Origin of the sequence: Bordetella petrii, from assembly GCF_017356245.1 — a bacterium.
Classification (GTDB): Bacteria; Pseudomonadota; Gammaproteobacteria; order Burkholderiales; family Burkholderiaceae_B; genus Bordetella_A; species Bordetella_A petrii_D.
Genome location: NZ_JAFMZZ010000001.1, coordinates 1729001 through 1750574 on the forward strand (window position 1 = coordinate 1729001; position 21574 = coordinate 1750574).

21 protein-coding genes are annotated in these 21574 nt (G+C 67.4%); 9 read left to right on the forward strand and 12 right to left on the reverse strand.

Annotated features, from left to right (window positions below; genetic code table 11):
• Window positions 1–81: 81 nt before the first annotated feature.
• The 8 genes from J2P76_RS08445 to fdxA form a co-directional block, all read right to left on the reverse strand.
• On the reverse strand, window positions 82–1296 hold the full coding sequence (locus J2P76_RS08445; RefSeq protein WP_207406200.1) for an ABC transporter substrate-binding protein: 1215 nt from the start codon (window positions 1294–1296) through the stop codon (window positions 82–84).
• Window positions 1297–1354: 58 nt separating this feature from the next.
• The gene (locus J2P76_RS08450; RefSeq protein ID WP_207406202.1) at window positions 1355–2068 is read right to left on the reverse strand and encodes an ABC transporter ATP-binding protein; all 714 of its coding nucleotides are present in this window, start codon (window positions 2066–2068) and stop codon (window positions 1355–1357) included.
• Window positions 2065–2838, reverse strand: a complete 774-nt coding sequence (locus J2P76_RS08455; RefSeq protein ID WP_207406210.1) for an ABC transporter ATP-binding protein — start codon at window positions 2836–2838, stop codon at window positions 2065–2067. The genes J2P76_RS08450 and J2P76_RS08455 overlap by 4 nt, the downstream gene beginning before the upstream one ends.
• A 143-nt stretch (window positions 2839–2981) precedes the next feature.
• A complete protein-coding gene (gene nth, locus J2P76_RS08460; RefSeq protein ID WP_207406212.1) occupies window positions 2982–3620 on the reverse strand; it encodes an endonuclease III in 639 nt (212 codons plus the stop codon).
• A complete protein-coding gene (gene rsxB / locus J2P76_RS08465) occupies window positions 3617–4258 on the reverse strand; it encodes an electron transport complex subunit RsxB (RefSeq protein ID WP_207406213.1) in 642 nt (213 codons plus the stop codon). Before rsxB ends, nth begins: the two co-directional genes overlap by 4 nt.
• A 46-nt stretch (window positions 4259–4304) precedes the next feature.
• The gene (locus J2P76_RS08470; RefSeq protein WP_207406222.1) at window positions 4305–5519 is read right to left on the reverse strand and encodes a polyhydroxyalkanoate depolymerase; all 1215 of its coding nucleotides are present in this window, start codon (window positions 5517–5519) and stop codon (window positions 4305–4307) included.
• A 140-nt stretch (window positions 5520–5659) separates the two neighbouring features.
• Window positions 5660–6457 (reverse strand): ferredoxin--NADP reductase, encoded by a 798-nt coding sequence (locus J2P76_RS08475; protein WP_207406224.1) that lies wholly within the window; start codon window positions 6455–6457, stop codon window positions 5660–5662.
• A gap of 47 nt (window positions 6458–6504) precedes the next feature.
• Window positions 6505–6828, reverse strand: coding sequence for a ferredoxin FdxA (gene fdxA, locus J2P76_RS08480; protein ID WP_207406226.1), 324 nt, complete (start codon window positions 6826–6828; stop codon window positions 6505–6507).
• A gap of 171 nt (window positions 6829–6999) precedes the next feature.
• Between fdxA and pncB the strand changes: the two genes are divergently transcribed.
• The 3 genes from pncB to J2P76_RS08495 all read left to right on the forward strand — a co-directional run bounded on the left by pncB (window position 7000) and on the right by J2P76_RS08495 (window position 8818).
• Window positions 7000–8175, forward strand: a complete 1176-nt coding sequence (gene pncB / locus J2P76_RS08485; protein ID WP_207406228.1) for a nicotinate phosphoribosyltransferase — start codon at window positions 7000–7002, stop codon at window positions 8173–8175.
• A 51-nt stretch (window positions 8176–8226) separates the two neighbouring features.
• Window positions 8227–8580, forward strand: a complete 354-nt coding sequence (locus J2P76_RS08490) for a RidA family protein (RefSeq protein WP_207406236.1) — start codon at window positions 8227–8229, stop codon at window positions 8578–8580.
• Window positions 8581–8665: 85 nt separating this feature from the next.
• Window positions 8666–8818, forward strand: a complete 153-nt coding sequence (locus J2P76_RS08495) for a DUF3309 domain-containing protein (protein WP_207406238.1) — start codon at window positions 8666–8668, stop codon at window positions 8816–8818.
• A 2-nt stretch (window positions 8819–8820) separates the two neighbouring features.
• On the opposite strand, the gene J2P76_RS08500 is transcribed toward J2P76_RS08495, so the two are convergent.
• Together J2P76_RS08500 and J2P76_RS08505 are read right to left on the reverse strand one after the other, a co-directional pair.
• Window positions 8821–9333: a flavodoxin family protein gene (locus J2P76_RS08500; RefSeq protein ID WP_207406248.1), complete on the reverse strand. Its 513-nt coding sequence runs from the start codon at window positions 9331–9333 to the stop codon at window positions 8821–8823.
• On the reverse strand, window positions 9330–10187 hold the full coding sequence (locus J2P76_RS08505) for a zinc-dependent peptidase (RefSeq protein WP_207406250.1): 858 nt from the start codon (window positions 10185–10187) through the stop codon (window positions 9330–9332). Before J2P76_RS08505 ends, J2P76_RS08500 begins: the two co-directional genes overlap by 4 nt.
• A 105-nt stretch (window positions 10188–10292) precedes the next feature.
• Here J2P76_RS08505 and J2P76_RS08510 point away from each other — a divergent pair, with 105 nt between their 5' ends.
• The 6 genes from J2P76_RS08510 to J2P76_RS08535 all read left to right on the forward strand — a co-directional run bounded on the left by J2P76_RS08510 (window position 10293) and on the right by J2P76_RS08535 (window position 17537).
• A complete protein-coding gene (locus J2P76_RS08510) occupies window positions 10293–12515 on the forward strand; it encodes a RelA/SpoT family protein (RefSeq protein ID WP_207406252.1) in 2223 nt (740 codons plus the stop codon).
• A gap of 86 nt (window positions 12516–12601) precedes the next feature.
• Window positions 12602–13756: an acetylornithine deacetylase gene (argE, locus tag J2P76_RS08515; RefSeq protein ID WP_207406254.1), complete on the forward strand. Its 1155-nt coding sequence runs from the start codon at window positions 12602–12604 to the stop codon at window positions 13754–13756.
• Window positions 13757–13846: 90 nt separating this feature from the next.
• On the forward strand, window positions 13847–15046 hold the full coding sequence (trpB, locus tag J2P76_RS08520) for a tryptophan synthase subunit beta (RefSeq protein WP_207406255.1): 1200 nt from the start codon (window positions 13847–13849) through the stop codon (window positions 15044–15046).
• 4 nt (window positions 15047–15050) lie between these two features.
• Window positions 15051–15911 (forward strand): tryptophan synthase subunit alpha, encoded by an 861-nt coding sequence (gene trpA, locus J2P76_RS08525; RefSeq protein WP_207406257.1) that lies wholly within the window; start codon window positions 15051–15053, stop codon window positions 15909–15911.
• 35 nt (window positions 15912–15946) lie between these two features.
• Window positions 15947–16822: an acetyl-CoA carboxylase, carboxyltransferase subunit beta gene (gene accD, locus J2P76_RS08530; protein ID WP_207406259.1), complete on the forward strand. Its 876-nt coding sequence runs from the start codon at window positions 15947–15949 to the stop codon at window positions 16820–16822.
• A 169-nt stretch (window positions 16823–16991) separates the two neighbouring features.
• Entirely contained in the window at window positions 16992–17537 is a 546-nt protein-coding gene (locus tag J2P76_RS08535; RefSeq protein ID WP_207406261.1) for an acyloxyacyl hydrolase, read from the forward strand.
• A gap of 70 nt (window positions 17538–17607) precedes the next feature.
• Here the strand turns inward: J2P76_RS08535 and J2P76_RS08540 are convergent, their stop codons facing one another.
• The gene (locus J2P76_RS08540) at window positions 17608–18051 is read right to left on the reverse strand and encodes an acyl-CoA thioesterase (RefSeq protein WP_207406263.1); all 444 of its coding nucleotides are present in this window, start codon (window positions 18049–18051) and stop codon (window positions 17608–17610) included.
• A gap of 125 nt (window positions 18052–18176) precedes the next feature.
• Entirely contained in the window at window positions 18177–21143 is a 2967-nt protein-coding gene (locus J2P76_RS08545) for an Rne/Rng family ribonuclease (RefSeq protein ID WP_207406271.1), read from the reverse strand.
• Between the last annotated feature and the right edge of the window lie 431 nt (window positions 21144–21574).

The window sequence follows — 21574 nt, forward strand, 5'->3', positions numbered from 1 at the left end:
CTGCGCGTTCGGATAGAGGCGTGCTTGTTCGCGGCGCGGCCCGGCCGGGTGGGCACGGGCGCGCGGGACAACTTCAGCGGATTACTGTTTGAAGAGCTTGCAGGCCGACTCGGACGGCTTGGTGTAGACCTCGTCGCCGGGCAGGTTGGCAACCACCTTGTAGTAGTCCCAGGGGCCCTTGGATTCTTCGGGGGTCTTCACCTGCATCAGGTACATCTCGTGGATCATGCGGCCGTCTTTGCGCACGTAGCCGTCTTTGGCGTAGAAGTCGTTGATCTTGTTCGACTTCATCCATTTCATCAGGGTGTCGGCATCGTCGGTGCCGGTGGCCTTGACGCCGTTCAGGTAGAACGACACCGAGGAATAATCCGCGGCCTGCAGGCTGGACGGCTTGCGGTTGACCTTGGCTTCGAATTTCTTGGTCCAGGCGCGCGCCGCGTCGGATTGATCCCAGTACCAGCTGTCGGTCAGGTACATGCCCTGAGTGGTCTTGAGACCCAGCGAGTGGATGTCGTTGATGAAGATCAGCAGGCCGGCCATCTTCATGGTCTGCGTGACGCCGAACTCGTTGGCGGCCTTGATGGAGTTGATGGTGTCGCCGCCGGCATTGGCCAGACCCAGGATCTGCGCGCCCGAGGCCTGCGCCTGCAGCAGGAACGACGAGAAGTCGGCGGTGGCCAGCGGCGCGCGCACGGCGCCCTTGACCTCGCCGCCGGCCGCCTTGATCACGGCGGTGGTATCGCGTTCGAGCGCATGGCCGAAAGCGTAGTCGGCGGTCAGGAAGAACCAGGTCTTGCCGCCGTTTTTCACTACCGCCGAACCGGTGCCGCGCGCCAGCGCGACGGTGTCATAGGCGTAGTGGATGGTGTAGGGGGTGCATTGCGCGTTGGTCAGGTCAGAGCTGCCCGCGCCGATCGAGATGAACGGCTTTTTCTTTTCGGCCGCGACGGCGGCCATGGCCAGGTTGGTGGCGGAATTGGTGCCGCCGATCAGCACGTCCAGGCCTTCCTGGTCGAACCATTCGCGCGCGCGGCTGGAAGCAATGTCGGCCTTGTTCTGGTGGTCGGCGGTGACCAGCTCGATCTTCTTGCCGTTGACGGCGCCGCCCGCGTCGGCAATGGCCATGCGGATCGCCTCCACGCCAGCCGGCCCGTCGATGTCGGAATAGACGCCGGACATGTCTGTAATGAAACCGATGCGGATGACGTCGCCGGAGATGCCTTGCGCCTGGGCGGGTAGCCCGGCAAATCCCAGGCCGGCCAGGGCCAGCGCGGCAGTGATGTGATGCAGCTTCATGGGATGACTCCTTTGCTTCTCTGTGGGGATGCCGCCTGCGCGGCGAATGACAGGATTCCTATACGCCCAGCAATTCGTTGAGCGTATCCTGTTTCTGTTGAAGTTCACTGGCCTCGAAGTGCTCGACGATCTGGCCGTGTTCCATGACGTAGAAACGGTCGGACAGCGGCGCGGCGAAGCGGAAGTTCTGTTCGACCATCACAATGGTGTAGCCGCGTTGTTTCAGCGCCGTGATCATGCGCGCCAGCGCCTGCACGATGACCGGCGCCAGGCCTTCCGATATTTCGTCGAGCAGCAGCAGGTTGGCGCCGGTGCGCAGGATGCGCGCCACCGCCAGCATCTGCTGCTCGCCGCCCGACAGGCGCGTGCCCGGCGAATTGCGGCGTTCGTGCAGGTTGGGGAACATGTCGTAGATTTCGGTCAGCGACATGCCGCCGCCCAGGGCGCCGCCCACCGCGGGCGGCAAGAGCAGGTTCTCTTCGCACGACAGGCTGGCGAAGATGCCGCGCTCTTCGGGACAGTAGCCCACGCCCAGGTGGGCAATCTTGTAGGTGGGCAGGTCGATGGCTTCGGTGCCGTGGATGCGCACCGAGCCCTTGCGGGAGCCGGTCAAGCCCAATATGGCGCGCAGCGTGGTGGTGCGGCCGGCGCCGTTGCGCCCCAGCAGCGTTACCACTTCGCCCTGCGCCACCCGCAGGTCGACGCCGTGCAGGATGTGCGATTCGCCGTACCAGGCCTGCAGGCCGGAGATTTCCAGTGCCGGGGTACTCATGCGTGCGCTCCTTGCAGTTCCCCCTCGGTGGTGCCCATGTAGGCCTGCATCACGGCAGGATGTCGCGACACTTCCGCATAAGGCCCTTCGGCCAGCACGGCGCCGCGCGCCAGCACGGTGATGGTGTCGGCGATGGACGACACGACGTTCATATTGTGTTCAACCATCAGGATGGTGCGGCCCTGGCTGACCTGCTTGATCAGCTGGGTGACGCGGTCTACGTCTTCGTGGCCCATGCCCTGGGTGGGCTCGTCGAGCAGCATCAGTTCGGGTTCCATGGCCAGCGTGGTGGCGATTTCCAGCGCGCGCTTGCGCCCGTAGGGCAGGTTGATGGTGGTTTCGTCGGCGAAGGCGCCCAGGTCGACCTGTTCGAGCAGCTCGCGCGCCTTGGCGTCGAGCGTGGACAGCTGCTTTTCGCTGCGCCAGAAATGAAACGACAGGCCGGTCTTGCGCTGCAGGCCGATGCGCACGTTTTCCAGCACGCTCAGGTGCGGGAACACGGCCGAGATCTGGAACGAGCGGATGATGCCGCGCCGCGCGATCTGGGCCGGGCGCTCGCCGGTGATGTCATGGCCGTTGAACAGGATCTGGCCCGAAGTGGGCGCCAGGAATTTGGTCAGCAGATTGAAACAGGTGGTCTTGCCTGCGCCATTGGGGCCGATAAGGGCATGGATCTGGCCGCGCTTGACGCGCAGATCGACTCCGTTGACGGCAACGAAGCCGAGGAATTCTTTTGTAAGGCCTTTTGTCTCCAGGATAATGTCATCCATATCCGCGGCACCAGCAATGTATTTTTTAAGAGTTGCCGGCGAGTATGCGGACCTATCCCTCAAAATGCCATGAGGGTTTTTCATAGGTATTGCGCTGCCGCATGGCCGATTGTCGGGCAGCCGACAATGCGCGGGATGAACCCCTATTGCGGCAGGGTCTTTTGCTTGAATTCGCAGAGGTCCGCGATGCCGCATTGCGGGCATTTCGGCTTGCGCGCCACACAGACGTAGCGGCCATGCAGGATCAGCCAGTGGTGGGCATCCTGCATGTATTCAGCCGGTACGAATTTTTCCAGTTTGTGTTCGACTTCCAGCACATTCTTGCCCGGCGCGATGCCGGTGCGGTTCGACACGCGGAAAATGTGCGTGTCCACCGCCATGGTGGGCTGGCCGAAGGCCGTGTTCAGCACCACGTTGGCCGTCTTGCGGCCTACCCCGGGCAAGGCTTCCAGCGCTTCGCGCGTTTGCGGCACGGCGCCGCCATGGCGTTCGATCAGCAGCCGGCAGGTGGCAATGGCGTTCTTGGCCTTGGTGCGGTACAGGCCGATGGTCTTGATGTACTCGGCCAGGCCGTCTTCGCCCAGCGCCAGCATGGCCTGGGGGGTGCCATAGCGCGGGAAGAATTTGCGCGTGGCCAGGTTCACCGATTTGTCGGTGGCCTGCGCCGACAGCAGCACCGCGATCAGCAGTTGAAAGGGCGTGTCGTATTCGAGTTCGGTGGTCGGATGGGGGTTGGCGGCTTGCAGGCGGGCGAAGATGGCCTGGCGCTTGGCTGCGTTCATGTCGGCGTGGCGGTGCGTCGGGCCCGGGCGCGGGCCAGGGCGGATTCGATGGCGGCGCGCTTGCGGGCGTCGCCGTCCGGGGGGGAGGCGGCCGGGCGCGGCGCGGCGGCGAGTTCGGCCGGGGCGGCCATCAGGCGCGCGTTGTCGGCTGTTTCGCGCGCCAGGCGGACCTGGCGGGCTTGGTGGCGCTGGCGGCCGGCCTGCGCATCGGCGGGGGTCCAGGCCCGGCCGGCCGGCACCATGTCGATGCAGTCGACCGGGCAGGGGGCCACGCACAGGTCGCAGCCGGTGCACCAGTCGGCCAGCACGGTGTGCATGCGCTTGTTGGCGCCCACGATGGCATCCACCGGGCAGGCGCGGATGCACAGCGTACAGCCGATGCAGTGGGCTTCGTCGATGCGCGCCACGGTCAGCGGGCCGGGCGCGCCGCGCGACAGATCCAGCGGCAGCACCGCGGTGTCGAGCAACGCCGCCAGCGCGGCGACGCCGTCATCGCCGCCGGGCGGGCAGCGGTTGATGGCGGCGGCGCCGTCGGCAATGGCCTGGGCGTATGGCCGGCAGCCGTCGTAGCCGCATTTGGTGCACTGCGTTTGCGGCAGCAGGGCGTCGATACGGTCGGCAAGGGAAAGACAGGGCATGGCGGGTGAAGCAGAAACGGGCCGGGGCGGCCCGCGTACGCCGGTACTATGCCTGGCGGATGAATTCCGCGATTTTAGGACAGATCATTTCGCGCCAGCGGCGGCCCGAGAAAATCCCGTAGTGGCCGCAGCCGGGCGCGGTGTAGTGGCGCTTGCGGGCGGCCGGTATGCCGCGGCACAGGTCGATGGCCGCGCGGGTTTGCCCCTGCCCGGAGATATCGTCGAGCTCGCCCTCGATGCTGAGCAGGGCCACTTTCTTGATATCGGCCGGTCGCACGGCCTGGCCGTCGACCTGCCAGGTGCCGTTGGGCAGCCGGAATTCCTGGAACACCACCCGGATCGTGTCCAGGTAGAACTCGGCGGGCATGTCCAGCACTGCGTTGTATTCGTCGTAGAAGCGCCGGTGCGCGGCCGCGTCGCTGTCGTCGCCGCGCAGCAGGTCCAGGTAGAAGTCGTAGTGCGATTTCAGGTGGCGGTCGGGGTTCATGGCGACGAAACCGGCATGCTGCAGGAAACCGGGGTAGACGCGGCGGCCGGCGCCGGGGTAGCGCGCCGGCACGGTGTCGATCAGCTGGCTTTCGAACCAGGAATAAGGCTTGGTGGTGGCCAGCCGGTTGACCTGGGTGGGCGACTGGCGCGGGTCGATGGGGCCGCCCATCATCACCATGCTGCGCGGCTGCAGCGGATCGTTGGCGGAGGCCATCAGGGCGATGGCGGCCAGCACCGGCACGGTGGGCTGGCACACCGATATCACATGGACGTCGGGCCCCAGGTGGCGGATGAATTCCTGGATGTAGCGCACATAGTCGTCCAGGTGGAACGGCCCCTGCGACAGCGGCACCATGCGCGCATCGAGCCAGTCGGTGACGTACACGTCATGGGCGGGCAGCAGGGCGCGCACGGTATCGCGCAGCAGCGTGGCATGGTGGCCCGACAGCGGCGCCACCAGCAGCACGCGCGGGTCGGCGCGGCGGGCGGCGCGCTGGAAATGCAGCAGGCGACAGAAGGGTTTTTCGAGCGCAACCGACTCGGTCACGCGCAGTTCGCGGCCGTCGACGCGGGTGGCCGGCAGGTTCCAGGCGGGTTTCTGGTATTCCTTGCCCAGCCGGTGCATGAGTTCACAGCTGGCCGCCAACTGCCGCGAAAGGGGCGTGTAGGCCAGCGGGCTGAACGGACTGGAGAACAACTGCGAACTGGCGTCGGTGAATGCGGCAAAGGGCGTCAGGAAGGCCCGTTGCAGTTCGTGCAAGTGATACAGCATGTCGACGAGGGTCCTCGGCTGGGCGGGAGCGGATTTATTACCAACGCGTGTAAGGATATATCCAATTCGTCTAGCCGCACGGTACCAATCGGGCCGCTTTTGTTGTGAAAAAGCGACCAGCCGGGGGCGCCTGGCCGGGTTTACCAGTAGTTTTCGACGGCCAGATTGCCCGGGATGCCGCGCCGGCCAGGGGCGAAGCCCCGCCCCGAAAGCAGTTTGCGGGCGTCGGAAAGCATGGCCGGATTGCCGCACAGCATGATCTTGGACTGCTGCGGGTCGAGGGCCGCGCCGGCCAGCTGCTCGAGGCGGCCGTCGGCGATGAGCGTGGTAAGCCGTTCCTGGGGCGCGCCGGGCAGAGCTTCCCGGGTGGCAATGGGCAGGTACACCAGCTTGCGCGGGTCTTGCTGGAAGTGCCGGGCGTAGGCCGGCTGGTGGCGCCACTGCTGGATTTCGTCGCGGTAGGCCAGCTCGCTGGCCGTGCGCACGCCGTGCACCAGGATGATGCGCCGGAAGGTCTGCCAGGTGGCCGGGTCGCGCAGGATGGACAGGTAGGCCGACAGCCCCGTGCCGGTGGCCAGCAGCCACAGGTCGCCGCCGGGCGCGAAGCGGTCGATGGTCAGGAAGCCGAAGGGGTTTTTCTCGATGTAGAGGGCGTCGCCCGGCTGCAGCAGGGCCAGCCGCGGGCTGAACAGCCCCTCGGGCACGACGATGGAATAGAACTCCAGCCCGTCTTCGTGCGGCGCCGACACCATGGAATAGGCGCGCCATACGGTGGGCGGCGCATCGGGGGCGTCGGCGGCCGGCAGCCCCACGCGGGCGAATTGCCCGGCCTGGAACTGGAACGCCGGGTCGCGGGTGGTGCGCACCGAGAACAGCTTGCCCGGGACCCAGGTGTGGACTTGGGTGACGGTCTGGCGCGTGTACTTGGAATCGGTCATCAGTTAAGCAGGGCGGGCGCGGCGGCAGGCGGCGCGCCAGGGCCGGCCTATTTTTCCAGGTGTTGCAGCTTGTCTTGCACGCCGTTCCATTCGTCGGCGTCGGGCAGCGGCTTCTTGGCGCGGCTGATGGGGGCGAATTCGGGGGTCAGTTCGGCGTTCAGGGCGATGAACTGGACCTGGTCCTGGGGCACGTCTTCTTCGGCGTAAATGGCGTTGGCCGGGCATTCGGGGATGCAGACCGCGCAATCGATGCATTCGTCGGGATCGATGACCAGGAAGTTCGGACCTTCACGGAAACAGTCCACGGGGCACACGTCGACGCAATCGGTGTACTTGCATTTGATACAGTTTTCGGTAACGACGTGGGTCATTCAGGAACTCCGCAGACAAGCAACAGCTTTTTTAACCTTTGCAGGATTTTACCCAATGCGGCGGTGCGGGGCGACCATAACCCTGGCCGGGGTAGTGCTGTGGCCGGGCCGGGACGGCGGGTTGCTTATGCTATGGTGTGACGAAACGAACCGCGCCCGAACCGCGCCATCATGATAATTACTTCGCTGCTCGACACCGACCTGTACAAGTTCAGCATGATGCAGGTGGTGCTGCATCACTTTCCCGCTGCGCAGGTCGAATATCGCTACAAGTGCCGCACCCCGGGGGTGAACCTGCGGCCCTATCTGGATGAGATCCGTGCCGAAGTGCACGCATTGTGCCAGTTGCGTTTCACCGAAGAAGAACTGCAGTACCTGGGCAGTTTGCGTTTTATCAAAAGTGATTTCGTCGATTTCCTGGGGCTGTTCCATTTGCCCGAGCGCTGCATTTCCATCGGCGAGGGCGAGCAGGCCGGCGAGATCGCCATTACGGTGACCGGCCCCTGGCTGCACACGATTCTGTTCGAGATCCCGGTGCTGGCCATTGTCAACGAGGTCTATTTCCGCAATACGCGCCGCCATCCCGACTGGGAAGAAGGCCGCCAGCGCCTGCAGTCGAAGATGCACCTGGTGCTCGACGACCCCGCGCTGGCCGAGTTCCGCGTGGCCGAATACGGCACGCGGCGGCGTTTCTCGAAGCTGTGGCACGAAGAAATCGTGTCGACCATGAAGGCCCAGATGGGCGTGCATTTCGCCGGCACCAGCAACGTGCTGCTGGCGATGCGGCATAACGTGCTGCCGCTGGGCACGATGGGCCACGAATACCTGCAGGCCTGCCAGGCGCTGGGGCCGCGGCTGCGCGACTCGCAGGTGTTCGCGCTGGAAGTCTGGGCCAAGGAATACCGCGGCGACCTGGGCATCGCGCTGTCCGATGTGTACGGCATGGACGCCTTCCTGCGCGATTTCGATATGTATTTCTGCAAGCTGTTCGACGGCGCGCGCCATGATTCGGGCGACCCGTTCGTGTGGGGCGAACGGCTGCTGGATCACTATCGCAGCAACCGCGTCGACCCGCGCGCCAAGACCCTGGTGTTCTCGGATTCACTCACTTTCCCGCGCGCCATCGAACTGGCCAGGCAGTTTGCCGGCCGCTGCAAGGTGTCGTTCGGCATCGGCACCAACCTTACCAACGACCTGGGCCACGAGCCGCTGCAGATCGTGATGAAGATGGTCCGCTGCAATGGCCAGCCCGTGGCCAAGGTGTCGGATGCGCCCGAGAAGACCATGTGCGACGATCCCGCCTACCTGGCCTACCTGCGCCAGGTGTTCCAGTTGCCGCCGGCCTGACGCGGCCGGCCCGTTTCTTTCTTTGCCAACCATTCTCTCAGGGGATTTCTGATGAGCAGCATCAAGCGCGTCAATGTGGAAAAACGGCTGTCGGACATGGCCGTATACAACGGCGTGGCCTATCTGGCCGGGCAGGTGCCCGACGACGCCTCGCTGGACATGGCCGGCCAGACCCGCCAGGTCCTGGCCACCATCGACCGCCTGCTGGCCGAGGCCGGCAGCGACAAGAGCAAGATCCTGATGGCCCAGATCTTCGTGGCCAACATGAAAGAGTTCGACGCCATGAACCAGGCCTGGGACGCCTGGGTGGCTCCCGGCAATGCGCCGCCGCGCGCCACCGTGGAAGCGCGCCTGGCCAACCCGGATTTCAAGGTCGAGATCGTGGTGACGGCCGCCGCCGGCTGATGCAAGGGCCCCCGCCAGGCACGCCGCTTGCGGAAGGCCGGGCGGCGGCTTGGGTGGCCGCCCCGACAATCACAAGGAGCGCGCCATGGGTACTATCCTGCTGATCATCCTGATCCTGCTGCTGATCGGGGCCTTTCCAAGCTGGCCGTACAGCCGCGGCTGGGGGTACTACCCAAGCGGCCTGCTGGGCCTGGTGGTGATCATCCTGATCGTGATGCTGCTTACCGGCAGGCTATAGCGTCATTCTTCGCCGGCCAGCAGGGTGGCCGCCAGCAGCCCGCCCAGTTCTTCGCAGCGCCGCAGCGCGGCGGCCGGCACGGTCTTGGGCGCCAGGATGGCTTGCGGCGTCTGGGCGCCGTTGCGTTCGATCAGGGCGGGAGCCGCGGCGCGCAGCCGCCAGCCGGTGCAGATGCGTTCAGCCTGGCGGGCCGCGCCGGCCCCATCGGTGCCGGCGCTGATCGCCAGCGCATAGGGCCGGCCCTCGATCCGGTCCAGGGCCCCGTAGTAGCAGCGGTCGAAGCATTCTTTCATCTCGCCGCTCAGGCCGGCCAGGTTCTCGGGCGCGCAGAACAGGTAGCCGTCGGCGGCCAGCAGGTCGGCGGGCTCGACCAGCCGGGCGCGGCGCAAGGTTACATGCAATCGGTCGGCCAGTTCCAGCGCAATGCCCGCCTGGCGCGCCCCGCGCACCAGCGCGCGCGCCATCTGCCGGGCCGCGCCGGTACGCGAATGCCACACGATCAGCAGGCGCTTCATGCCGGCCTCTGTCCGGCCGGCCGTGCCAGGCGCGCCAGGGGATCCTGCCGGTAATAAGCCTGCAGCAGCCCATACCATTCGGGCAGCGCCTGGGCCAGCGGCGCCGGATCGACAAAAAAGTGCTCCGAACTGACGGCGAAGAACTCCGCTTCGTCGGACGCCGCATAGGGGTCCAGCGGCAATTGGCCATACCAGGCGTCGGCGGCCTCGCTTTCGGGATCCATATCGGGCGGAATCGCCGCCTCGATCGCGTCGAGCGCGGCGATGAAGCGGTCCAGGCTGTCGTCCAGCACGCGCCGCCAGGTGCGCGGCGCCAGGCCAGGGTGGGCGCCCAGGTCGGGCATGCCGTCGGCATGGCCCGAGGAAAGATCCAGTTTATGGGCAAATTCGTGGATGACGACATTGAAGGCGGTGCCGCTGGGCAGCGCGTCGGCCCACGACAGGATCACCGGGCCGCCGTCCCAGGCTTCGCCCGCGGCGGCCTCGTCGTATTCGTGCACCACGCCCGCCTCGTCCTGCTGCACGCGCGGGATCGAGAAGCCTTCGGGGTACACGATGATCTCGTCCCAGCCTTCGTACAGGGTGGGCGGCAGGTTCAGGATGGGCAGCGCCGCCTGGGCGGCGATCGACAGGCGCATGAAGTCATCGGGCGCCAGGCCGCGCGCGCCGTTGAGGTTCTTGCTGGCCAGCAGCCAGGCTGCGCGTGCCTGCAGCTGGCTGCTTTCGGCCGCGTCCAGCACCGCCAGGAAGGGGTGCGCCCGCAGCACCCGGGCCCACACCTCGGGCTCGATGCGGGCCTGCACCTGGGCCACCGCCGAGGCGGCTGCCCCCCGGCCTCTCAGCCATCGCAACATAACTCTGTGTTCCTTGATCATGCCCGCCGCGCGGGCGTCGCGGCGCTTGCGCTTAGTGTAGAGTGTAGGAAAATTCTGCTTACTTGCCGGCCCGTTTCGTTCGCGATGTCTGTGATCCCCGATACCGATGCGTCTTCGCCGTTCGACGACGCCTGGCGCCAGACTGCCGGGGCCGGCCTCGAACCCGACGCGCTGGCGCGCATCGAGCGGGCGGTGGCCTGGGCCATGCCCCGGTTCGCCGGCCAGCACACGGCCACCGGCGAGTCCCTGGCGCGCCATGCCGCCGGCGCCGTACGCATCCTGGCGGGCCTGCAAACCGACGTCGCGGTCCGCATCGCCGCCTTGCTGGCGGTGCTGCCCACCGACCTGTCCCAGCCCGCCCCGCCGCTGCGCAATGACCCGATCGCCGCCGAGTTCGGCGCCGAGGTCGCCCGCCTGGTGCAGGGCGCGCGCGCGCTGCTGCGGCTGGGCATGGTGGCGCGCCACGCCAGCGACAGCGAAGCCGACAGCGGCGACCAGAAAGAAATGCAGCGCAAGATGCTGCTGGCCATGGCGGCCGACCTGCGCATCGTGCTGATGCGCCTGGCGTCGCGCCTGCAGACGCTGCGCTGGCACGCCGAATCCAAGACCCCGTGCACGCCGGCCTTCGCCCAGGAAACGCTGGACCTGTACGCGCCGCTGGCCAACCGGCTGGGCATCTGGCAAATCAAGTGGGAAATGGAAGACCTGGCCTTCCGCTTCCTGGAACCCGACCGCTACAAGCAGATTGCGCGCCTGCTCGAAGAAAAGCGGGTCGAGCGCGAAGCCTTCATTGCCGGCGCCATCGAGCGCGTGCAGGCGGCGCTGGCCAGGGCCGGAATCCACGCCGAGGTCAGCGGCCGGCCCAAGCACATCTACAGCATCTGGAACAAAATGCGCCTGAAGGGGCTCGAGTTCTCGCAGCTGTACGACCTGCGCGCACTGCGCGTCATCGTCGACGACGTGCGCGATTGCTACACCGCGCTGGGCATGGTGCACGACATGTGGACGCCGATGCCCGACGAGTTCGACGACTACATCTCGCGCCCCAAGCCCAACGGCTATCGCTCACTGCATACGGTGGTGGCCGACGACGACGGCCGGCCGTTCGAGGTGCAGATCCGCACGCGCGGCATGCACCAGTTCGCCGAATACGGCATGGCCGCGCACTGGCGCTACAAAGAAGCCGGCGCCAAGGGCGGGCAGGTGGCCGCCTCCAGCGAGTACGACCGCCAGCTGTCCTGGATGCGCCAGCTGCTGGCCTGGAACACCGACATGGAAGCGGGCGGGGCGGCTGCGCCGGCCGGCGCGCCGCGCGACGAACGCATCTACGTGCTGACGCCGCAGGCCCGCGTCATCGAGCTGCCGGCGGGCGCCACGCCGGTCGATTTCGCCTACCACCTGCATACCGACCTGGGACACCGCTGCCGCGGCGCCCGCGTCGACGGCCAGATGGTGCCGCTGCAGACCCGCCTGGCCACCGGCCAGACAGTCGAGATCATCGCCGCCAAGTCGGGCGGCCCGTCGCGCGACTGGCTCAATCCGCAGCTGGGTTTCCTGGCCAGCCCGCGGGCGCGCGCCAAGGTGCGCATGTGGTTCAACGCCATCGAGCTGCAGCAGCGCATCACCACCGGCCAGGCGCTGATCGAAAAAGAACTGCAGCGGCTGGGCAAGACCGCCGTCAATCTCGAGCAGCTGGCGCAAAGCCTGGGCTTCGCGCGGGCCGACGATCTGTACGTGGCGGCCGCCAAAGACGAATTCAGCCTGCGCCAGATCGACAGTGTTTTCCAGCAGCCGGCTCCCGAACCCGAACCCGAGGCGGCCGCCCTGGCCAATGCGCACAGCGCCGACAGCGCCGCGCGCAGCGGCAAGAGCGGGGTGCTGGTAGTGGGGGTGGGGTCGCTGCTGACCCAGCTGGCGCGCTGCTGCCGGCCGGCGCCGCCCGACGAGATCGCCGGCTTCGTCACCCGCGGCCGCGGCGTGTCCATCCACCGCACCGGCTGCCGCAGCTACCAGGCGCTGGCCGCGCGCGAGCCGGAACGGGTCATCGACGTGGCCTGGGGCAAAACTTCCGAAACTTTTTACCCGGTTGATATCAGCGTGCATGCGCACGACCGCTCCGGCCTGCTGCGGGACCTGTCCGAAGTCTTCGCCCGCCAGCGCCTGAACGTGGTGGGCGTCAATACCCAAAGCCGCCAGTCGCTGGCGCACATGATCTTCACGGTCGAAGTGCGCGGCGGCGAGTCGCTGGGCAAGGCGCTGGCGGCGCTGTCCGAGGTGCCGGGCGTCACTTCCGCGGTGCGCCACTGACGCGGTGCCCCCGGCCCGGCCCGCCAGGCGCGGCGGCCGGCGGTTCTGTCCTACACTCGGTGTTTTACCCTGTCGAGAATCGTCACATGGATACGCGTACCTGGCTGCAAACGCTGGTCGGCATCGATACCACCAGCCGCAACTCGAACCTGGGCCTGATCGAAACCGTGCGGGACAGCCTCAAGGCCCAGGGCGTGCAGGCCTGGCTGGCGCACAACGCCGATGGCAGCAAGGCCAACCTGTTCGCCACGCTGCCGGCCAGCGACGGCGGCGAGCAGGGCGGCATCGTCCTGTCGGGCCATACCGACGTCGTGCCGGTCGACGGCCAGGCCTGGTCCACCGACCCGTTCGCGCTGGCCGAGGCCGACGGGCGGCTGTACGGCCGCGGCACCTGCGACATGAAAGGCTTCATCGCCGCCTCGCTGGCGCTGGTGCCCGAATACCTGGCCATGCCGCGCAAGAAGCCCATTCACCTGGCGTTCTCGTACGACGAAGAAGTCGGCTGCGTCGGCGCGCCGGTGATGCTGGCCGAGCTGCGCGAGCGCGGCATCCGGCCCGACGGCTGTGTGGTGGGCGAGCCCACCGGCATGCAGGTGGTCGTGGCGCACAAGGGCATCAACCTGTTCCGCTGCTGCGTGCAGGGCAAGGCGGCGCACTCGTCGCTGACTCCGCGCGGCTGCAATGCCATCGAGTACGCGGCCCGCCTGATCTGCCGCATCCGCGAGCTGGCCGATACATTCAAGGCGCAGGGCCCCTACGACGAGTTCTACGACGTGCCGTATTCCACCCTGACCACCAACCTGATCCAGGGCGGCATCGCCGTCAACACCATTCCCGAGCGCTGCGAGTTCTCGTACGAGTTCCGCAACCTGCCGGGCATGCCGGCCGACGAAATCCAGGCCCAGGTCGAGCGCTACGTGCAGGAAACCCTGCTGCCGGCCATGCGGGCCGAGTTCGAGGGCGCCCGCATCGACATCCAGTCCGGCGCCAGGGCGCCGGGCCTGGACGCCTCGGAAGAGGCGGCCATTACGCAGCTGGCGCGGGCCCTGACCGACGACCGGGCCACCCGCAAAGTGGCCTACGGCACCGAGGCGGGGCTGTTCCAGGGCCTGGGCGTGCCCACGGTGGTGTGCGGCCCGGGGCACATCGAGCAGGCGCACAAGCCCGACGAATACGTGGCGCTGGATCAGCTGGCGGCCTGCGAGAAATTCCTGCGCCGCCTCGGTCAGTCGCTGGCATAGGCTGGCCACCCGTCCGCTCGGGTAAAATGGCGGGTTGCGAAGCGGGCTTCGCGGCGAACGGTGCGTTTGCCGCCAGCCCAGGAGAAACTGGTGAAACCTTACGACCTCCCGGATGCCCAGGGCCATTTCGGCCAGTATGGCGGCGTGTTCGTGGCCGAAACGCTGATGCACGCGCTCGATGAGCTGCGCGCGGCCTACGACCACTGCCGTCTCGACCCCAAGTTCGTCGAAACCTTCAACTACGAACTCAAGCACTTCGTGGGGCGCCCCAGCCCCGTCTACCACGCGGCCCGCTGGTCGCGCGAGCTGGGCGGCGCGCAGATCTGGTTCAAGCGCGAAGACCTCAACCACACCGGCGCGCACAAGGTCAACAACTGCATCGGCCAGGCCCTGCTGGCCCGCCACATGGGCAAGCCGCGCGTCATCGCCGAAACCGGCGCCGGCCAGCACGGCGTGGCCACCGCCACGGTGGCGGCCCGCTATGGCATGGAATGCGTGGTCTACATGGGCAGCGAAGACGTCCGGCGCCAGGCTTCCAATGTGTACCGCATGAAGCTGCTGGGCGCCACGGTGGTGCCGGTCGAGTCCGGCTCGCGCACCCTGAAAGACGCCCTGAACGAAGCCATGCGCGACTGGGTCACCAATATCGAAAACACCTTCTACATCATCGGCACGGTGGCCGGCCCCGATCCCTACCCGCGCATGGTGCGCGACTTCCAGACCGTCATCGGCAACGAATGCCTGGCGCAGATGCCGCAAGACGCCGGCCGCCAGCCCGACTACGTGCTGGCCTCGGTGGGCGGCGGCTCGAATGCCATGGGCATTTTCTACCCGTACATTCCCTATGAAAACGTCCGGCTGGTGGGCGTGGAAGCCGCCGGCGAAGGGCTGGACAGCGGCCGCCACGCGGCGTCGCTGGCCGCCGGCCAGGTCGGCGTGCTGCACGGCAACCGCACCTATGTCATGCAGAACGCCGACGGCCAGGTCCAGGAAACCCATTCGGTGTCGGCCGGGCTCGACTACCCCGGCGTGGGGCCCGAGCACGCCTGGCTGAAAGACAGCGGGCGCGCCCAGTACGTGGGCATCACCGACGACGAGGCGCTGGCCGCGTTCCACGACTGCTGCCGCATCGAAGGCATCATGCCGGCGCTCGAGTCTTCGCATGCCATTGCGCAGGCCGTCAAAATGGCGCCCACGCTGCCGCAAGACACCATCATCCTGGTCAATTTGTCGGGCCGTGGCGACAAAGACATGCATACCGTCGCCGAACGCGCCGGCATCCAGTTCTGACACCATGACGACCCAAACCGATCGTATCGCCGCGGCGTTTTCCCGCGTGGCCGAATCCGGCCGCTCGGCCGCGCTGATTCCCTACATCGCCGCCGGCGACCCCTCGCCGCAGGCCACCGTGCCGCTCATGCACGCGCTGGTGCAGGCCGGCGCCGACATCATCGAACTGGGCGTGCCGTTTTCCGATCCCATGGCCGACGGCCCGGTCATCCAGCGCGCCGCCGAGCGCGCCATCGCCCAGGGCGTGGGCCTGCGCCGCGTGCTCGAACTGGTCGCCCAGTTCCGCCGCGACGACACCGCCACGCCGGTGGTGCTGATGGGCTACGCCAATCCCATCGAATGCATGGGCCAGCAGGCGTTTGCCCAGGCCGCCCAACAGGCCGGCGTCGATGGCGTGCTGGTGGTCGACTACCCGCCCGAAGAAGTCGATGCCTTCGCCGGGCAGCTCGAAACCTGCGGCATCGCCCCCATTTTCCTGCTGGCGCCTACGTCCACCGATGCCCGCATCCAGGCCGTCGCCCGCATCGCGCGCGGCTATGTCTACTATGTGTCGCTCAAGGGCGTCACTGGCTCGGGCAGCCTGAACACCGACGACGTGGCGGCGCGCGTGGCGCTCATCCGGCGCCACGTCAGCATCCCGGTGGGGGTGGGCTTCGGCATCCGCGACGCGGCCAGCGCGCAGAACATCGCGCGCGCCGCCGACGCCGTGGTCATCGGCAGCAAGCTCATCGAAACCCTCGAACAGGCGGTTGCCGCCGCGCCCGCCGGCAAGCAGACCGAGGCCGCCGTGGCCGCCGCCAGCCAGTGGCTGGGCGGCATCCGGCAGGCGCTCGACCAAATCAAACGAGGCAACCCGCCGGCCTGAAGCCGCCGCGCGCCGCCTCTTAACGGAAAAAGACAATGAGCTGGATCGAAAAACTCCTGCCGCCCCGCATCAACAAAACCAGCGACAGCGGCGCCCGGCGCGTGCCTGAAGGCCTGTGGGTCAAATGCCCGTCCTGCGAGTCCGTGCTGTACAGCGAAGACCTGGCGGCCAACCTGCATGTGTGTCCCAAGTGCGACCACCACATGCGCATCGGCTCGCGCGCCCGCATCGACTCGCTGCTCGATGTCGAGGGCCGGGTCGAAATCGGCCAGAACACGCGTTCGGTCGATTCGCTGAAATTCAAGGACACGCGCAAGTATCCCGAGCGCGTCCAGGAAGCCATGAAACAAACCGGCGAAACCGACGCGCTGGTGGTCATGAGCGGCTCGATCCGCGGGGTGCCCGCGGTGGTGGCCTGCTTCGAGTTCGAATTCATGGGCGGCTCGATGGGCTCGGTGGTGGGCGAACGCTTCGCGCGTGGCGCCCAGGTGGCCCTGGACAACAAAACCCCGTTCATCTGCGTGGCGGCCTCGGGCGGCGCCCGCATGCAGGAAAGCCTGCTGTCGCTGATGCAAATGGCCAAGACCAACGCCATGCTGACCCGCCTGTCGGCGCACGGGCTGCCGTTCATCAGCGTGCTTACCGACCCCACCATGGGCGGGGTGTCGGCCAGCTTTGCCTTCATGGGAGACGTGGTCATCGCCGAGCCCAAGGCCCTGATCGGCTTCGCCGGCCCGCGCGTCATCGAGCAGACCGTGCGCGAGAAGCTGCCCGAAGGCTTCCAGCGCGCCGAGTTCCTGCTGCAGAAGGGGGCCATCGACATGGTGGTCGACCGGCGCCAGCTGCGCGAAGAAATCGCCCGCCTGCTGGCCCTGCTGACCGACCAGCCGGCCGACGTCGTCACCGCCTGATACATGGTTTTCCCGGTGCGATATTTCCATATTGCACTGGAATCCACCTGGTTTTCACCACCGGATGTCGGATTTTTCCGCCGGACTGTTGCCTGGCTTATACAGGCGGCGGCGAGGGCGGCGGAATTTCTGATATGTTTACTGGCGCGTAAAAAACACAGGAGCATTCATGCTGAATCTCAATAATAAAATCACCCGTTCGGCGCTGGCCGCCTTGTCGCTGGCCGGCCTGGTATGCACGGCGCAGGCCCAGGAAGCCACCCAGGGCGGCATCGGCCTGCACTATGGCGTGGGCGACCACTACCAGCGTACCGAACTGGTGTACGAAACCCCCGGCCTGCAGCTGTACAAATCCGACGGCAATTGGGGCCGCGTGGATCTCACCGGCGAATTCGGCGTGGCCTACTGGACGGCCAACGGCTCGCGTTCGCCCAGCCATGTCTGGCAATTCAATGCCATCCCGATGTTCCGCTGGTGGATGAGCGAACGCTTCTACGTCGAAGCCGGCATCGGCGCCACCGCCTTCACCCACACCAGATTCGCCGACGAGAACATCAGTACGGCGTTTCAGTTTGGCGATCACATCGGCATGGGTTTCCTGGTGACGCCCAACAATCGCCTGGGCCTGCGCTATTCGCATTTTTCCAATGCCAGCATCAAGCGTCCCAACCCGGGCCTCGACGTCCTGCAGCTGACGTATACGTACCAGTTCTAAGCCGTGCGCGGGCCGGCAGGCCCCACGCAAAAAGGCCGGAAGCATGCTTCCGGCCTTTTGCTTTGCGGGCTCAGGATGGCGTGCAATAGCGCGCCAGCCGCTCGCGATGGCGCGCCGGGATGGCCACCGGCCGGCGCGAATGCGGGTCGACGTAGACGTGCGTGAACACGCCGCTGGCGTGGCTGTCGGGACGCTGCGCCGTGAACACCCCCAGCCGATAGGTGACGCTGCTGGTGCCCAGCTTGAGCACCCGCAGGCCGATTTCCACCGGCGCGGGAAACGATACCGGCTCGTAGTACTGGCATTGTGTGCCGACCACCAGGCCGATGGCCTCGGGCGAATCGGCGCCCGCGATGCCTTCGGCGATCAGCAGGCCGTTTACCGCCGTATCGAACCACGAGTAATAGACCACGTTGTTGACGTGGCCGTAGACGTCGTTGTCCATCCAGCGTGTGGTGATGGGGGTGAAGTGCCGATAGGCATCGCGGCCTTCGGCAAGCAGCCGGTCTGTCATGCGGGGCTCCGTTGAAGGGGGCGGGCGGGCCCGCGCTGGAACGGGGCCAGTCTACCGCGGGGCGGCAGCAAAAAAAACGCCGGCATTGCTGCCGGCGTTTTCACGTGGCCTGGCGGCCGCGCCGCTTAGTGGCGCTGGGTTTCCACCTGCACCAGCGGCACATTGGAGACCGGCGCCACGGGCTTGCGCTCGCGGCCCAGGCGCGCCGGCACATGGCTGGCGGCAATGCGCTGCTGCGTCTGCGCATGGCGCTCGGGGTCGGTTTCCACCCACTTCAGCCCGGCTGCGCTGACCACGTCTTGCAGGGCCTGGGCAGGCGCGGCCGGCGGCACCACGATGGGCTGGGGAGCGGCCGGCGCGGGTTCCGCGAGGGCGGCGGCGACGGGCGCCGGTTCCTGGGCCGCGGCCGGTTGTTCGACGACAGGGGCAGGAGCCGGTTCGGCCTGGGGCGCGGCCTCAGCCGGCGACGGGGCGGCGGCCACGGGCTCAGCCGGTGCGGCCTCGACAGCCTCGGCCGGGGCTTGCGGCGCGGCGGCCGGGGCCGGTTCCGCCGGCGGCTCGGCCGCCATCACGGCGGGCGCCGCGGGCTGTTCGGCAGGAGCCTCGGCCGGCGTCTGCGGGGCGGGCACCGCGACTTCCGGCATGCCCTGCGCCACGGCTGCGGCATTGGACACGTCGGACAGGCTGGGCGCCGGCTCGGCGGCGGCCGGCGCGGCCTCTACGGCGGCCTGGCCTTCGGCCGGCTGTTCCTGGTCGTCGCCTTGCTCTTCGGCGCCCTGCAGGGCCTGGTCGTCCTGGCTGCGGCGGCCGCGGCGGCTGCGGCGGCGGCGGCGCTTGCGTTCCGGATCGCCCGTGCCTTCAGCGTTGTCGGCATCGCTTGCATCGGCGGCCGGCGCGGCGTCGGTGGCGGCCTCGGCCTGCTCGGTCAGGGCGGCGGCGATCGCCGGACCCTGGGCGGCGGGCAGGGCGGAAGCCACGGTTTCCGCCAGCGCGGCGACCATGCTTTCCTGTTCGCTCATCGGCGCGTCTTGCTGGGCGCTGTCGTCGCGGCGGTTGCGGCCGCGGCCACGGCGGCCGCGATTGCTGCGCGAAGCGGTGTCATCGGCGGCGGCCGTTTCGTCAGCCAGCGCGCGCTCGGGGCGGGCAGCTTCGCGCTCGGCGCGGGGGGGGCGTTCGGCGCGTTCTTCCTGGCGGCGGTTGCCGCGCACGTGGTGGCGGGCCGCGCCGTCGGCCTCGGCGGTGTCCGAACGGCCCTCGCCGCGGCGGTTGCGGCCGCGATCGGAGCCGTGGCGTTCGCCGCGGCGCTCCTGGCCGTCATGGCTGCGCTTGGCGCGCGAGCCGCCGCGCTTGGGCTCTTCCTTGGCCGCGACGGGGGCGGCCGGCTCGGCGCTGCCGCTCAGCCAGCCCACCAGGCGCTTGAACAGGCCGCCGAAACCGCCCGAGGCGGCCGGTGCTGCCGTGGGCGCGGGGGCGGTCGACACCGGGGCCGGCTGCGAGGGCGTGATGCCCTTGACCAGGGCTTCGGGGCGCGCCTTCACTTCCTGGTCGCGCGGCGCCCAGGCCATGTCGGTGGACGGCGCCTCGGCCAGTTCGAAGCTGGTCTTCACTTCTTCCAGGCGCGGGTCGTCGTGGCGCAGGCGTTCGATGTGGTGGTGCGGGGTTTCCAGGTGCTTGTTGGGAATCAGCACCAGGTTGACCTTCAGGCGGGCTTCCATCTTGGCGATGTCGGCGCGCTTTTCGTTGAGCAGGAAGGTGGCCACGTCGACCGGCACCTGGGCGTGCACCGCCGCGGTGTTTTCCTTCATGGCTTCTTCCTGCAGCAGGCGCAGCACGTGCAGGGCGCTGGATTCGGCGTCGCGGATCACGCCGGTGCCGTTGCAGCGCGGGCAGGTGATGTGCGAGCCTTCGTTCAGGGCCGGACGCAGGCGCTGGCGCGACAGTTCCATCAGGCCGAAGCGCGAGATCTTGCCCATCTGCACGCGGGCGCGGTCGAAATGCAGAGCATCGCGCAGGCGCTGTTCGACGGCGCGCTGGTTCTTGCCGTCTTCCATGTCGATGAAATCGATCACGATCAGGCCGCCCAGGTCGCGCAGGCGCAGCTGGCGGGCCACTTCGTCGGCCGCTTCCAGGTTGGTGCGCAGCGCGGTTTCTTCGATGTCGGAGCCGCGCGTGGAACGCGCCGAGTTGACGTCCACCGCCACCAGGGCCTCGGTGTGGTCGATGACCACCGCGCCGCCCGAAGGCAGCTGCACCGTGCGCGAATAGGCGGTTTCGATCTGGTGTTCGATCTGGAAGCGCGAAAACAGCGGGATGTCGTCGCGGTAGCGTTTGACGCGCTGCACGTTGTCGGGCATCACCACGCTCATGAACGCGGTGGCCTGATCGGCGATTTCGTCGGTATCGATCAGGATCTCGCCGATTTCAGGCGAGAAGTAGTCGCGGATGGCCCGGATGACCAGGCTGGATTCCAGGTAGATGAGGATGGGCGCGGCATTGTCGCGGGCGGCCGAGTCGATGGCCGTCCAGAGCTGCATCAGGTAGGACAGGTCCCATTGGAGCTCTTCGACGTTGCGGCCGATGCCGGCGGTGCGGGCGATGATGCTCATGCCCTGGGGCACTTCCAGCTGCTCCATCGTGTCGCGCAGTTCCTGGCGGTCTTCGCCTTCGACCCGGCGCGATACGCCGCCGCCGCGCGGATTGTTGGGCATCAGCACCAGGTAGCGGCCGGCCAGCGAGATGAACGTGGTCAGGGCGGCGCCCTTGTTGCCGCGCTCTTCTTTTTCGACCTGGACGATCAGTTCCTGGCCTTCGCGCAGGGCGTCCTGGATGCGGGCGGAGCGGACGTCTATGCCTTCTTTGAAGTAGGTGCGGGCCACTTCCTTGAACGGCAGGAAGCCGTGCCGGTCTTCGCCGTAATTGACGAAGCAGGCTTCCAGGCCGGGTTCGATGCGGGTGATGACACCTTTGTAGATGTTGCCTTTGCGCTGTTCGCGGCCGGCGGTTTCGATGTCGAGGTCGATGAGCTTCTGCCCATCGACGATGGCAACGCGCAGTTCTTCCTGGTGCGTTGCATTGAACAGCATGCGCTTCATGAGTGGGGTTCTCCGTTGTCATGACGCGCCGATATCGGCGCGTGACCTTGGGCCACTCGGGCTGCGGACTGAAGCGGGGCAAGAAGGTCAAACGGCAGCCGGGCGCAACGCCCAGGCGTAGCCGCCGCCGGTCAGGCGGGCACGTCGTGCCCTGGGGCACGCGGTTCTGTCAGCAGGGGGGTCAGCTTCACTAAGTGTGGTTGACGGAAAGGGTTGCTGTGAACGGCAGGTGCGGCCGGCGATCGGCCCGCGCGCACCTGGTGCTTTAATTACGCGACGATTCTTGCAGTGCTTCAGAGCCGCTTGCGGCAGGCAACGGACCTGTCAGGACGGCGGGCAAATGCAGTGCCACACCACCATCCGGCAGGGCGCGGTTGCGCCGGCGACCGAGAGGCCCCGGAGCTGAACGATCGGGCAGCAGTACAATGGCG

What these genes read in the sequence shown, in the direction of transcription:
- J2P76_RS08445 (WP_207406200.1), bottom strand. Translation starts at nt 1,296, where the DNA reads ATGAAGCTGCATCACATCACTGCCGCGCTGGCCCTGGCCGGCCTGGGA.
- J2P76_RS08450 (WP_207406202.1), bottom strand. Translation starts at nt 2,068, where the DNA reads ATGAGTACCCCGGCACTGGAAATCTCCGGCCTGCAGGCCTGGTACGGC.
- J2P76_RS08455 (WP_207406210.1), bottom strand. Translation starts at nt 2,838, where the DNA reads ATGGATGACATTATCCTGGAGACAAAAGGCCTTACAAAAGAATTCCTC.
- nth (WP_207406212.1), bottom strand. Translation starts at nt 3,620, where the DNA reads ATGAACGCAGCCAAGCGCCAGGCCATCTTCGCCCGCCTGCAAGCCGCC.
- rsxB (WP_207406213.1), bottom strand. Translation starts at nt 4,258, where the DNA reads ATGCCCTGTCTTTCCCTTGCCGACCGTATCGACGCCCTGCTGCCGCAA.
- J2P76_RS08470 (WP_207406222.1), bottom strand. Translation starts at nt 5,519, where the DNA reads ATGCTGTATCACTTGCACGAACTGCAACGGGCCTTCCTGACGCCCTTT.
- J2P76_RS08475 (WP_207406224.1), bottom strand. Translation starts at nt 6,457, where the DNA reads ATGACCGATTCCAAGTACACGCGCCAGACCGTCACCCAAGTCCACACC.
- fdxA (WP_207406226.1), bottom strand. Translation starts at nt 6,828, where the DNA reads ATGACCCACGTCGTTACCGAAAACTGTATCAAATGCAAGTACACCGAT.
- pncB (WP_207406228.1), top strand. Translation starts at nt 7,000, where the DNA reads ATGATAATTACTTCGCTGCTCGACACCGACCTGTACAAGTTCAGCATG.
- J2P76_RS08490 (WP_207406236.1), top strand. Translation starts at nt 8,227, where the DNA reads ATGAGCAGCATCAAGCGCGTCAATGTGGAAAAACGGCTGTCGGACATG.
- J2P76_RS08495 (WP_207406238.1), top strand. Translation starts at nt 8,666, where the DNA reads ATGGGTACTATCCTGCTGATCATCCTGATCCTGCTGCTGATCGGGGCC.
- J2P76_RS08500 (WP_207406248.1), bottom strand. Translation starts at nt 9,333, where the DNA reads ATGAAGCGCCTGCTGATCGTGTGGCATTCGCGTACCGGCGCGGCCCGG.
- J2P76_RS08505 (WP_207406250.1), bottom strand. Translation starts at nt 10,187, where the DNA reads ATGTTGCGATGGCTGAGAGGCCGGGGGGCAGCCGCCTCGGCGGTGGCC.
- J2P76_RS08510 (WP_207406252.1), top strand. Translation starts at nt 10,293, where the DNA reads ATGTCTGTGATCCCCGATACCGATGCGTCTTCGCCGTTCGACGACGCC.
- argE (WP_207406254.1), top strand. Translation starts at nt 12,602, where the DNA reads ATGGATACGCGTACCTGGCTGCAAACGCTGGTCGGCATCGATACCACC.
- trpA (WP_207406257.1), top strand. Translation starts at nt 15,051, where the DNA reads ATGACGACCCAAACCGATCGTATCGCCGCGGCGTTTTCCCGCGTGGCC.
- accD (WP_207406259.1), top strand. Translation starts at nt 15,947, where the DNA reads ATGAGCTGGATCGAAAAACTCCTGCCGCCCCGCATCAACAAAACCAGC.
- J2P76_RS08535 (WP_207406261.1), top strand. Translation starts at nt 16,992, where the DNA reads ATGCTGAATCTCAATAATAAAATCACCCGTTCGGCGCTGGCCGCCTTG.
- J2P76_RS08540 (WP_207406263.1), bottom strand. Translation starts at nt 18,051, where the DNA reads ATGACAGACCGGCTGCTTGCCGAAGGCCGCGATGCCTATCGGCACTTC.
- J2P76_RS08545 (WP_207406271.1), bottom strand. Translation starts at nt 21,143, where the DNA reads ATGAAGCGCATGCTGTTCAATGCAACGCACCAGGAAGAACTGCGCGTT.